The organism is Vibrio sp. KUL80, from assembly GCF_059725495.1.
The window spans coordinates 1,200,975-1,213,273 of the sequence record NZ_AP045842.1 but is presented as its reverse complement, the minus strand read 5'-3'; the positions used below and the strand labels follow the sequence as shown (position 1 = coordinate 1,213,273).

Annotated in this window: 14 protein-coding genes; 9 read left to right on the top strand and 5 right to left on the bottom strand. The window is 45.5% G+C overall.

Features of this window, described 5'->3' with window-relative positions; translation table 11 throughout:
- Positions 1-537 precede the first annotated feature (537 nt).
- Positions 538-1,653 (top strand): OmpP1/FadL family transporter, encoded by a 1,116-nt coding sequence (locus AC6I8U_RS21880; RefSeq protein WP_498018518.1) that lies wholly within the window; start codon positions 538-540, stop codon positions 1,651-1,653.
- A 15-nt stretch (positions 1,654-1,668) separates the two neighbouring features.
- Here the strand turns inward: AC6I8U_RS21880 and AC6I8U_RS21875 are convergent, their stop codons facing one another.
- The gene (locus AC6I8U_RS21875) at positions 1,669-2,172 is read right to left on the bottom strand and encodes a L,D-transpeptidase family protein (RefSeq protein ID WP_498018517.1); all 504 of its coding nucleotides are present in this window, start codon (positions 2,170-2,172) and stop codon (positions 1,669-1,671) included.
- Positions 2,173-2,430: 258 nt separating this feature from the next.
- Between AC6I8U_RS21875 and AC6I8U_RS21870 the strand changes: the two genes are divergently transcribed.
- The 3 genes from AC6I8U_RS21870 (at position 2,431) to AC6I8U_RS21860 (ending at position 4,574) form a co-directional block, all read left to right on the top strand.
- Complete coding sequence (locus AC6I8U_RS21870; RefSeq protein ID WP_498018516.1) at positions 2,431-3,150, top strand: SDR family oxidoreductase; 720 nt, start codon at positions 2,431-2,433, stop codon at positions 3,148-3,150.
- 312 nt (positions 3,151-3,462) lie between these two features.
- Entirely contained in the window at positions 3,463-3,606 is a 144-nt protein-coding gene (locus AC6I8U_RS21865; RefSeq protein WP_197058751.1) for a hypothetical protein, read from the top strand.
- Positions 3,607-3,848: 242 nt separating this feature from the next.
- On the top strand, positions 3,849-4,574 hold the full coding sequence (locus AC6I8U_RS21860) for a sulfite exporter TauE/SafE family protein (protein WP_498018515.1): 726 nt from the start codon (positions 3,849-3,851) through the stop codon (positions 4,572-4,574).
- A 128-nt stretch (positions 4,575-4,702) separates the two neighbouring features.
- Here the strand turns inward: AC6I8U_RS21860 and AC6I8U_RS21855 are convergent, their stop codons facing one another.
- On the bottom strand, positions 4,703-5,497 hold the full coding sequence (locus AC6I8U_RS21855) for a hypothetical protein (protein ID WP_498018514.1): 795 nt from the start codon (positions 5,495-5,497) through the stop codon (positions 4,703-4,705).
- Positions 5,498-5,586: 89 nt separating this feature from the next.
- Complete coding sequence (locus AC6I8U_RS21850) at positions 5,587-6,471, bottom strand: LysR family transcriptional regulator (protein WP_498018512.1); 885 nt, start codon at positions 6,469-6,471, stop codon at positions 5,587-5,589.
- Positions 6,472-6,603: 132 nt separating this feature from the next.
- Between AC6I8U_RS21850 and AC6I8U_RS21845 the strand changes: the two genes are divergently transcribed.
- Complete coding sequence (locus AC6I8U_RS21845) at positions 6,604-7,551, top strand: aldo/keto reductase (protein WP_498018511.1); 948 nt, start codon at positions 6,604-6,606, stop codon at positions 7,549-7,551.
- A 12-nt stretch (positions 7,552-7,563) separates the two neighbouring features.
- Complete coding sequence (locus tag AC6I8U_RS21840; protein ID WP_498018510.1) at positions 7,564-7,956, top strand: GlcG/HbpS family heme-binding protein; 393 nt, start codon at positions 7,564-7,566, stop codon at positions 7,954-7,956.
- 168 nt (positions 7,957-8,124) lie between these two features.
- Here AC6I8U_RS21840 and AC6I8U_RS21835 read toward each other — a convergent pair whose 3' ends face one another.
- Positions 8,125-9,033: a helix-turn-helix domain-containing protein gene (locus tag AC6I8U_RS21835; RefSeq protein ID WP_498019629.1), complete on the bottom strand. Its 909-nt coding sequence runs from the start codon at positions 9,031-9,033 to the stop codon at positions 8,125-8,127.
- A gap of 256 nt (positions 9,034-9,289) precedes the next feature.
- Here AC6I8U_RS21835 and AC6I8U_RS21830 point away from each other — a divergent pair, with 256 nt between their 5' ends.
- Positions 9,290-10,207 carry an alpha/beta hydrolase gene (locus AC6I8U_RS21830; RefSeq protein WP_498019628.1) on the top strand — a complete coding sequence of 306 codons (918 nt, stop codon included), beginning with the start codon at positions 9,290-9,292 and terminating at the stop codon, positions 10,205-10,207.
- 18 nt (positions 10,208-10,225) lie between these two features.
- Positions 10,226-10,780, top strand: a complete 555-nt coding sequence (locus tag AC6I8U_RS21825) for a nuclear transport factor 2 family protein (protein ID WP_498018509.1) — start codon at positions 10,226-10,228, stop codon at positions 10,778-10,780.
- 65 nt (positions 10,781-10,845) lie between these two features.
- Here AC6I8U_RS21825 and AC6I8U_RS21820 read toward each other — a convergent pair whose 3' ends face one another.
- Positions 10,846-11,448 carry a class I SAM-dependent methyltransferase gene (locus AC6I8U_RS21820; protein ID WP_498019627.1) on the bottom strand — a complete coding sequence of 201 codons (603 nt, stop codon included), beginning with the start codon at positions 11,446-11,448 and terminating at the stop codon, positions 10,846-10,848.
- A gap of 152 nt (positions 11,449-11,600) precedes the next feature.
- Between AC6I8U_RS21820 and AC6I8U_RS21815 the strand changes: the two genes are divergently transcribed.
- Positions 11,601-12,296 carry a pirin family protein gene (locus tag AC6I8U_RS21815; protein ID WP_394149490.1) on the top strand — a complete coding sequence of 232 codons (696 nt, stop codon included), beginning with the start codon at positions 11,601-11,603 and terminating at the stop codon, positions 12,294-12,296.
- The last annotated feature ends 3 nt before the right edge of the window (positions 12,297-12,299 follow it).

Sequence of the window (12,299 nt, the reverse complement as noted above, 5' to 3'; positions counted from 1 at the left end):
AACACAAAAGATACCGGAGAGCCTAATGAGAAAAGATACAACGCGACGAACCAGCAGCTCTGCACGCCCTTTAAAAGCTTACTATTTAAATCAGCTAAGCAACGCCAAATCTCAATTACAAGCAAATGCCCTTTTGCAACTCGCAAAAACCTGCCAGTTTTTTGACTAGAAGAGTTCAGACGGTCGTGAACTACATGTTTATGCTCCTACCCCCACAAGCACTATTCATGCTCACGATCGTCACCTCATACGTCACATTAATTGTTACCCCGAAGCGCTCAAAGGAAAATTCTGACAGTCTTTTAAGTCAAAACATCAAAGCATACTTTCTTAACTCGTAAGAAACGCAACGGCTACTTACACTGCACATACCACAAAACATCATAGAGTTAGTAACGAGACCCATCCTCTTATAACGCCTACTAACACTGCATTCACGGCTCGCAATCAGGAATGTCACTTTTATTCACACAAAAATTGCATGGTATAAAAATCCATCATGCTAAGATGCCGTTTTTTCATCGCTTGATAACAAACATGCCTATTACACAACGCATTGCGATTACAGCAATGGTTTGTAGTTCACCGATCGCTAACGCCACTGGCCTTAACTTTTGGGAATCCTCTACGTCAAATAGCGCGCTCGCGAGCGCGAATGGCGCATCGGCGGTCGATGCGAGTATTTTGGCAACCGCACCGTCCAGCATGACGCAGTTAAATACCACTACAGTAACCGCAAGTGTCACTCGCTATCAGGTCGATACTGATTACGATATTCTGGGCACGCAATCGTCTTACTCAAAAGCGAATCCGATTCCAGCTGGCTTTATGGTGATGCCGATTGACTCAAACTGGTATGTTGGGCTTGCTGCCTATAGTCGTACCGCTGCGGATATATCGATTTCAGAGTTTAGGCTTCCGCCACCGCTCGGTTTTCGTATCTTGGAACAAGCGCGAGTGCGCCCTATCGTCGTGTCCTTTGCACCGAGCGTTGCCTATAAGATGGGTGATGTGAGTATTGGTGTGACGCTTGAATATCAATATGCAGACTACTTACTTGAAGTTGATAAATGTAAGTTCTTAGGCGGGTGTAATACTGAGACCACAACAGGCAATACCGATGGCTGGACAGGTGCTATCAGCGCAACTTGGCAAGCTAACTCGTGGCTGACTCTTGCAGCAACACACAGGCTCGATAGCCAGTTTGGTGACAGTAACATCCAATTTGCTCTACCATCGATAACAAGCGTCTACGGGACCATTGCTTTGACCGACAGTTGGTCATGGCACAACACCTTCAGTCTATCGCGTTGGGATGGGCAAGGTGTTACCTACACTGACTATGACGATCCTATCCAACTATTGAAAGGATCCCGTCACAGCAAACGCTACGCGACTTCCATGGAATATCGAATTGGGCAGCTAGCGCTACGTGGTGGCGTCAGTATGGATGAAGCTATTGATTCCTTTGGTGGAGAAGATGTTCGTTATCGACTTGGCGCAGCCTACACAGTTAACGAACACCTGACCTTAGATCTTTCTGGCTTTAGCGAAAACTATGCGAGAAAGAACGTGAAGCTGAATGAAAGCTATCAGGTGGATGTGCAAAACAAAGGTTATGGTGTGAGTTTCGGTCTAACCTATCGCTACTAACCCCCAATAAAACAACTACCAACGAATATAGATGGGCGTACCAATCTTAACTAGAGAGACCAGTTCGTCCATCTCATCGTTGGTAATGGCAATGCAGCCATTGGTCCAGTCGAAGCTTTGCACAAACTGTGGCGGCTTATTGTTGTCATTTTTAAGTCCGTGGATCTTAATGTTGCCACCTGGGCTCACCCCTAGACTTTGCGCGCGCTTCTTATCTCTCAAGTTTGGATAGCTAATGTGCATCGAACGATAAAACGCAGAATCATCCATCACGAAGTCGAGGTAATATTTGCCCTCAGGGGTGCGATTGTCACCTTCCTGAATCTTGTGACCACGTGGATTTTTCCCGAGTGCAATTCGATACTCTCGGACCACAACATCACCGTCCATCAAGTACATTCGCCTCGAAGACTTTTTTACTTCCACTCGATCAACGACAGCCTCTTTTGCCAATTCCAAACTAAGCGCTTGAAATGGAAGAGCAATAGACAAAACTAAAACCAATAACCACTTATACATCAGTCTTCCCTCAAAATTCGAACGCAAATCTTATCCCTTTATGACAATAGTTCCAACGAAATGTGCCATTTCATCGCTCTTGTTATCCTGATACGAACTAATGCAATGAGTAGAGTATAGAAAGAAAACGAGCAAGTTAATTATTGCAATATGACAACACTGTTTTAATTAAATCCCCATATATCAACAATAGTTTATTGACTAGACTTGTTAGCAACTTCACTACAGAAGTCCACTAATTCAAACAAGGGTGAACATATGAAAAAGCTAGTTGTTATTACAGGTGCAAGTTCTGGTATTGGTGCAGCGATAGCACGTCGTTTAAGTGATGCTGGTCACCCACTACTTCTTCTTGCTCGTCGCGTAGAGAAGCTAGAAGCACTGCAACTACCTAATACACTGTGTGAAAAAGTCGACATTACCGACAAAGCGACGTTTGAAGCAGCAATTGCGAAAGCGGAAGAGCAATATGGTCCTGCTGACGCACTGATTAACAATGCTGGCGTTATGCTACTAGGTCAGATCGATACTCAAGACGCATCAGAATGGAAAACCATGTTTGACGTGAATGTCGTTGGTCTTCTCAATGGTATGCAGGCGGTACTTGCACCAATGAAGGCACGCAACGCCGGCACCATCATCAATATCAGCTCAATTGCGGGTCGCAAAACCTTTGGTAACCATGCTGCGTATTGCGGTACAAAGTTTGCCGTTCACGCTATCTCGGAGAACGTTCGTGAAGAAGTTGCAGAGTCTGATGTTCGTGTTGTCACCATCGCTCCTGGTGCAGTAGAAACCGAACTGCTGTCGCACACGACTTCACAAGAGATCAAAGATGGCTATGATCAATGGAAGGAAGTCATGGGTGGCGTCCTTGCCGCCGATGATGTTGCGAGAGCGGTAGAGTTTGCTTATGCGCAACCTCAGAACGTGTGTATTCGTGAAATCGTATTGGCTCCGACCCGTCAGCAGCCATAAAATCACAGAAACATCTAAAAGCAGCGCCATTTGGCGCTGTTTTTTTGTGTCTACTTAAAGGCAAAGTCTTACTCAGGCAAAATGCTATATCGTTATCAAACCCAATCTCTTAAGTGAAATAACTAAAGTGATATTCGTCAGCATCAATAATCAAAATTGATTGTAACCAGTTGTAATTCTATGACGCGTTCGCGTTTTACGGAACATAATTCATAAATCGATTTAATAATAGCGTCGGCTCGCAATTTGGCCTTGTGGGTTATTGTAAAATATACCCAGTCAATAACGGTTCCTGATTTAAGGAGAAGTAATATGGAGAGAATAATCAACACCTTAGGGTTATGTATCATAGCAAGCAAGTACGCTATCGTGCTATTGATGGCTGGTATCACATTCAGTAGTGGTGCATTCGCCGCTGAATTATTACTGTGCACAGGGATGGAAAACTCTGATTAATTTTTGTAAGGGAATATACAGCGACATTCTTCTAATAAACCTTTTTACGTTGCTTTATATTTTTAGGGAGCTATTTGCTCCCTTTTTTTATTTTAAGGCATTAAGCTTGACTTAAATCAATTATTTCATGCCTTCCTATATATCAATAATATCCAGTTTATCGTTAAAGTCCTCTGCCCCTTACCGTAACTTAGCGGTACAATGTCGCCCTCTATGACCTTTGATATTAAAAAGGATGATTCATGCTTGCTGATTGGCTCAGCCAAACCTCACTCATTGCGATGCTATTGATCTTCGTTGGCGCTTACGTGCAAACAGCAATCGGCTTTGGGCTCGCAATTGTGGCGGCACCTCTCTTGTTTCAGGTCTCTCCAGACTATGTGCCGGCTCCGATTTGCCTCGTCGCTTTGTTTATCTCACTCCTTAACGCCATGAAGCATAGAAGCAACATCGCTATCGGCGGACTTAAAATGGCAATGATAGGTCGCGTTCCTGGCTCTATTGCGGGTGCAGCTTTGTTGCTATACGTATCGACTCAAGTGCTGTCACTTTGGCTGGGGCTGTTGGTTGTATTTGCCGTTGTGGTTAGCCTTTTACCCGTGCGTATTGAACCGACACCAACAAGAATGGGTATTGCAGGCTTCTTTTCTGGCTTCTTTGGCACTAGCAGTGGTATTGGTGGTCCGCCGATGGCACTTCTACTTCAACACCAAGAAGCAAATCAATTACGCGGCAACTTATCTGCGTTCTTTGTGTTCAGCTCAATTATGTCGCTCATTGTGCAAGCCCCTATCGGCTTTCTAACACTCCATCACCTCTATATCACTGTGCCACTCATTCCCGCCGCGTGGTTAGGCTATCACTTAGCAAGACTTACTACTCAGTCACTACCTAAAGAGAAAGTTCGACTGGCGGCTTTATTGCTGTGTTCAATTAGTGGTCTGACGGCGATTTGGCAGAGTTTTTAAGGGTGTGGTGTTTGAGGACTTAGTCCCCAAAAGCGATGCTAATGCCGAATCTATACCGATAAAGGGGGTGCAAATAGCTCTACGCATCTCTTTATATATTCGGCTTTCGCTCAGCGATAAAGCGCTCGCTATCTAAGTTCGGTTCCCACGTAAGCAATATTGCTCGAAAAAGCATAGTTCCCATCTGGCCACTTTACTGCTGGATAGTGATAACGCTTCGACTCGAAGATTTTCACAAGCCCCGGCAACATGTGCTGTAACTCTTTGCGCGTTTTGACACGCATCTCATCGCTTTCAAGATCGGCTTTAGAGCCCAAGTATGCGGCCGTTCCCAAATAGAAGAACTCTATGGTTTTACACGCATCATCACAGGTAGGGTCATCATACTTATACAGCCCTTGTTGCTCCGCTAACTGCCACTGTTTATAGATCTCACTGCGTTGTGTTTTACTGTCACTAAACACCTTCGGCAAATATGATTGCCATCCAGCATTGACGATAAGGTGATGAATCTCCTCTTGAGACGCATCTCGTTGACGATGCGGGTCGGTTTCATTAGCGGCTAGATCCTGGCCAACCATATAATCAAAATAAGGCTCAAGTTTATCAAACGCTTGGTCGCTAAATCCTTCGCTGCTCATCAACAAAGTCGCATGATTGCCCTGCAGTGGAACAATCAATCTTGGTTCATCAACCACGCCATCTTGATTATTATCAAGCCATTGCGCCGTCACGTTCGCAGCATGCTGCAATTTTTTATCTGACACACGTTGAGTGGCACAAATGGTCACTGCATCAAAGACCTTAGCCTTCTTAGTAAAGAAATCACCCGGACAACCTGCCGCCGGCGATTCAGCAGTAGAAAACTCCCCTGCACTAACCAAACTACTTAGTAAAGCGAGCGCACTAAGACTGTATCTCATCCCTGTCCCCTTATATCTATCGCGCTAGTTGCTTACATGTTAATCAACTAGTGCAGAATTACTGTATTAAGAGGTCAGTAAATGTAAGGCTAGGAAGCTTCAGATTCAGGAGCGAATTCTTGCAAGATGAACTCGATAAACTTGCTAAGTCGTTGCGAACGGTTAACGATGGGTGGATACAGCAAGTAAAAGTCATTCGACGTCGATATATGGTCTGATAACACGCTGAACAATTTACCACTGTCTACTTCTTTACGAACAAAGTAGTCCGGTGTGTAGATGATGCCTCTGGCTTCAAGAGCCTGCGTTTTTAGGATCAAATTATCGTTATTCTTAAGCCAACCACGAATTGGGTAATCACCGTCTGCAAATGACCAGGTCGCATCATCACTATTGTTCATGCAATCATGTTCGACCAATTGTTTTGGGTGTGTAGGCACACTTTTTTGCGAAAAATAGTCGGGAGAGCCCGTCACTGCATGGCTATAAGAAAAGAGCTTTTTAGCAATCATGTTCTCAGGTGGATTTCGCGTTGCTCGAAAAGCGAAATCGAAATTGTCTCTCACCAGATTAAAGCTTCGATAGCTGCATTCAACATCAAACTGTATGCCTGGGTGTTTATGACTGAACCGGCGGCACAAATCTAACAATACCCCTTGAGTAAACTGCATAGGTGCAGTAATTCGAATCGTCCCCTCAAGGCACTGATTTTCATATTCGGCTCTACGTTCAAGATCCACCAGCGTCTGTGAGATAGACTCCATCCCAGCCGCCACCCTCTCCCCTTGAGGCGTTAATCGAATGCTTCTTGTAGAACGAATCATCAAGCTGTAGCCCAGCTCTTTTTCAAGCTGTTTGATTTGTGTCGAGAGATAGCCACGCGAAATATCCAGCGCATCCGCTGCCCTGGTGAAACTCAGCTGTTTCGCTACTTCTGCAAATAACATCAGCTTTTCTATTTTCTTATGCTGCATTCACTTTACCTAACTCTGATCTCGCTCACTTTATTGTTTGTTATATCAAATAATGATTTTTATTGGCTATATTTTTCTTACCAATTTCTTCAGGCATTCTAGTGTCAGTCAAAATAAAAATGGAGTCGTAAGATGTCTTCTCAAAATGTGAACAAAGGAAACCACTCTCAACTTATTTACGGTTGCATGGGGCTCGGTGGTGGATGGGATGATAGCCCTATTACCGCTAACCACATTCAACAAGCCCATCAAGTTATTGATACTGCGATTGAATCTGGAATTACCGTGTTCGATCATGCAGACATCTATACACGCGGCAAAGCGGAAAAAGTCTTTGGGATCGCGCTAAAAGATCGCCCAGAGTTAGCCGACCAACTCACCATTCAGTCTAAGTGCGGTATTCGCTTCGCCGATGAAACCGGTCCAGGTCGATACGATTTTTCGAAAACGCATATTCTCAACATGGTTGATGGCATTCTTGAGCGTTTGGGTATAGAGCAAATCGATACACTGCTCCTTCACCGTCCAGATCCACTGATGGTGCCAGAGGAAGTAGCAGAAGCGGTCGAGGCGTTGAAACAGTCAGGTAAAATCCGTCAGTTAGGCGTGTCCAACATGAACTTGCACCAGATGGCCCTGCTTCAGTCGGCGCTATCTACACCTATCGTTTGCAATCAGTTAGAGATGAGTATCACCAAACTAGACTGGCTTGAAGAGGGCGTTACCTCACATGCAAGTTCAACACTTGGCACCATAGAGTATTGCCGCAGCAATAACATAGAGCTACAAGCATGGGGTAGCCTAAGCCAAGGCCTATTTACTGGTCGTGACATCAGCAACCAGCCGGAGGCAGTGAAAAACACCGCCGCTACCGTCGCTGAGCTAGCCGCCAAATATCAAGTCTCTACAGAAGCTATCGTCTTAGGATGGCTGTTGCGCCACCCTGCGAAGATTGCACCTGTAATTGGTACCACTAATCCTGACCGTATCCGCGCTTGTGCTCAGGCTGAGTCTTTCGAACTCACTCGTGAAGACTGGTATTCACTATTTGTCGCTGCTCGCGGCCAGCAAATGCCATAGGAAGGACAAATCATGACATTAGACCAAGCACAAAAGATACTGAACTTTGTTCAAGCGTACGCGAACGAAAACAACCTGCACCTCGCCGCAGCGGTGACCGACAGTCACGGAGAACTCATCTCGTTCTTCAAGATGGATAATTGCAGTTTACAATCTGGCGTATTAGCCCCAAACAAAGCCTATACTGCCGCACGAGAGCGCCAACCAAGTGGCAACCTCGGCAAATGGGCTCAAGAAACCGGCAAGGATATGGGCTACTGGACGGACGCTAAGTTCACAGGTCTCGGTGGCGGTGTCCCTATAGAATTGGATGGTAAAGTCATTGGTGCGGTTGGTATAAGTGGTATGAGTGAAGCCGAAGATGAAGCTTTAGCGAAAAAGGCGATAGCTCAAGTAATCTCTTAGAGCTGCGTTTATAGCCGTTCGCATCGCAACGACAAGGAAGCCAAGGCATATCGCTTCGGCTTTCTTTTAATCTGAGGTCAGTAAAATGTGGGTCACGAAGTCCAACGACACCTCATCTAAACTCATTTGATAGTTCGCTTAAACGAAATGAATAAGTGTGAGCTTGGCTCACTCAACGCTATGCTGCTTAACAAACTGTCCCGGTGTCACGCCAAAATGCGCTTTAAATGCCCGAGTTAAATGAGATTGATCGTTGAAGCCAAGCTCTTGCGCCGTAACAGCAATGTTAACACTACAAGCACTGAGCCTCTGCTTGGCTTGCTCAAGCCGTTGGCTCACAAGATATTGATAGGGGGTCACGCCAGCAAGCTTTTTAAACTCTCGCAGAAAGTAAAACTTACTACAGCCCAAAAGATCTGCGAGATCGTCCACCGAGATGTTGCTACCGATGTTTTCCGCGATATACGCATCAACACGATCCATTTGCCTTTGATCGAATTTAGACGCAGCTAGTTGACTGTTCTTAATGTCAACATAGTTGGAGTAGTTTTGAATGTAGTGCGTCGCCAAAAGAGATATCAGATTATTGAGGTAAACAGGACCGTTACGCCCTTTGTTCTCACTCTCTAGCAAGAACAGTTCTATCACACCTTTAATGGACTCATCTAATACATTGTAATTATTGAGAAACTGAAGTGGTACACCCTCTAAATTTAATGGACAAAGCTCAAGAAAGACGCTCTCTTCCACAGCAAGGATGACGAAATAGCAGGGCTCATCAATATTATGTGTAAACGGGGTTTTGGGAGGGTTGATCCAGATGTTACCAGGACTCGTTTTCAGAGATGCAATGCCCTCCTCTTTTTCGACTTCCCAAGTAAGGTCCTGCTCTAAAGCCAGCGCAAAATAGAAATAAGGCGTATGGACATTTTGCGGATAGAAATGCGGCGAACTGCCCTTTTCAATCACCACACCATTCCAACCTAAACCTTGATTAGAGTTTTCAATATCAAGCACTTGCCCACAATCGGACAGCGCCCCGGTTTCGTGATCTATAAAGGTTAATTGCGACTTCATCATTCATTCCATTGGTCTCCATATTATTTGAAACTAGCGCAATGTTGACCTAATCGTCAATGACCAAAAAGCCAGTTAATCGCGCTGCAATAAAGTTCAAAAAGCCAAGCAGGAATGTTCAATCTCAAAACCCACTCCAGAGCTAATCTATACCCAAGTTAGCCAAACAGAGGCTAAGTCGAAAAGTCAGCAAGAGGGATACAAGATGATTAAGCCAGCGCTCATTTCAACAATCGGTCTATTCTCGATATCAGGGATGGCAAACGACCTTGACCAATCTAGCAATCCAGCTCAATACGAGGACACAACTATGCAAGCGATTCAACTCGATACTAAAGTCGGTCAATTAGCAGCAAATCTTTACCTACCTGAAGGTGTAGAGAATCCACCTGTGGTCGTTGTGACAGGAGCATGGACAACCGTTAAAGAGCAAATGCCAGCAGTTTATGCCCAAGCGTTAGCAGACCAAGGCTACGCAGCAGTCACCTTTGATTTTCGTGGATGGGGTCAATCGGGTGACACCGTCAAATACCTAGAAGATCCGACCCGTAAGACAGAAGACATTCGCGCCGTCATCGACGCAGTAGCGAACCTTCAACAAGTCGATGGCAGTCGAGTGGCGGGTCTGGGAATCTGCGCGTCTTCCGGTTACATGATGGATGCGACGGCAGGTAATGACAAAGTGGCTGCAGTCGCACTAGTCGCACCGTGGCTGCACGACAAACCAATGGCAACTGCCATTTACGGCGGTGAAGAGAGTGCCAATAATCTCCTTGCTGCTGCCCACCAAGCGGAGCAAAGTGAGACCCCAGTGTACATTGAAGCTGCAAGCCTAACCAACGAAGGCGCCCTGATGTATCAAGCACCTTACTACACAGAAACCGACCGTGGTCTTATTCCAGAATACGACAACCAATATAACGTGGCTTCTTGGGAAGGTTGGTTGAACTACGATGCTCAAGCAAGCGCAGCGACTCAAGATAAACCCGTCATCATGGTTGCCTCTGAAGCGATGGCGCTTCCTGCAGGTGCACATCAATATCTTGACCATGCTGGCAAAAACGTTGAAGCGGTCTGGCTAGAAGATGTCTCTCAGTTTGATTTCTACGACCAACCAGAAGCCGTTCAAGCCGCAGTTGCTGCGATGACCAAACATTTCAAAGCCAACCTGTAATTAATGGGAGCTAAGAAAATGCGTATTCGTAACCTGTTTATCTTGTTAATTGGAGTAGTCTCAATGAACGTGCATGCTCAAACCCAAGCTCTATCTAAGGATGAAGCGATCATTCGTAGCAATATTCAAAGCTTCTCAGCAATGGCAGACCAAGGTGCTTTTGAATACTTAGGTCGACTGTTTGCCCCGCAAGTGACTGTGGACTATACCTCACTGTTTGGAGGCGAAGCAGCGCCCGTTGACCGTACGGATTTAATGAAACAATGGGCGGCATTCTTGCCTGGCTTTGATGCCACTTATCATGATCTTAGCAACCTAAGAGTGGATGTGAATGGCAGCTCTGCAAGCGCATCAGCAGATATTACTGCCAGCCACTGGCTTGGCGATGACGGTTTTTGGGCGGTATCGGGTAACTACGAGTTTACGCTTCAAAAAAGCGGCGATAACTGGGTGATTACCTCGGTAAAACTCAATAGTCAAAGTGAGTCTGGAAGCCGAGACATTCTAGGTGAAGCACCTAAAAACGCAGAACAGAATCTCTCTACAGAGCAATCTGAGCTAGTAAAGCTATAAAAGGTAGGCTATTACCGCAAAGGCGCCCATGATGGCGCCTTTTTGTGGTGACAAACTCTCAAGTGTCAGAGACCTTTCTCCACAATCAGATAGGTGTGAAGCTCTGGGTGCTGATCAAACTCTAAGTGGCGAATGATACAGCCAAGGTCCATAAACAATTTCAAGAAACCATTTGTCCCCAGAGAAGAGTAGTAAACCTCGGGGCCCATAAAATCATCGGTATGCTCCCCTGCTTCTAAGGTGCCGCCAAATGAGAAGATGAACACGCCACCAGCATTGAGGCTTTCCACGATTTTGGTTAGCACCGGAACTTGTTGTTCTAAAGGGATATGCCAAATGCTATCCCATGCTGTGATAAAGTCGTACTTGGATGGCAGTTTCCCTTCGCAAATATCTCGATGATGAAAGGTCACATCAGGGTGTCGCTCCCTAGCAAGCTCAACCATCTTAGTCGAGATATCCAGACCTTCCGGCTCGAACCCTTGTTGGCAAAGTAAATCGATAAATCTTCCGGTACAGCCACACCCAATGTCCAGCGCTCTGCCGTTTTCTTTAGCGAACCCTAGTGCACGTTTATGAGCTTGGATCCCGTTATTTCGATTGAAATCTTTGCTTTGCCACATATAGGTGATCGTATCGTACGCTTGACCTATCTGACGGGGTTTGATCATTGCTAACTGTCCTGCTCGATAACTTGATTCATACAGTCGATCTTCAAAATTGTTGATAGACCTATTCGAATTACTCCCGTTCATTGTTAATTACCGCGCGTCTACACTAAATCCCAACCCTACAAAGTTACAAGCAAGGGAGACTTATTATGATCACTGTCAGACACTCGCAAGACCGAGGCCGTGCAAATTTTGGCTGGCTGGATAGCAAACACACTTTTTCATTTGGGAGTTACTACGACGCTGATTATATGGGTTTCTCAGCGCTACGTGTAATCAATGATGATATTGTGCAAGCTGGCGCAGGCTTTGATACTCATGGGCATCGCGATATGGAGATCATTAGCTATGTACTTGAGGGAACTATCGAGCACAAAGACAGCGAAGGGAATGTACAAAGTCTACCAGCTGGCGAATTTCAACTGATGTCAGCGGGAAAAGGAATTTACCATAGCGAGTACAACGGCTCAGCCACCGATGAGCTAAGGTTTTTACAGATTTGGATTCAGCCAAATGAGTTTGGCAAAGAGCCTGGCTATCAACAGAAGAACTTTGGTCGCTCGTCGGGCATCACCGCTGTTGCAACACCTGATGGCAGAGATGGGACTTTACAGATAAAACAAGATGCGTCATTGCATCAATTGATTTTAGAGCCTGATACAGAGCATAGTTTCGAGATACTAGAAGGTCGCAACCTTTATGTTCATCAAGTACAAGGGACACTGCAGGTAGGCTCAAGCTCACTCGATGCAGGAGATGGCGCGAAGGTAGAATCCGAAACAAAAGTATTGCTGGCAAACCACTCTTCGGAAAAGGTAACAGCTCTGCTGTTTGATTTGCCCTAATAT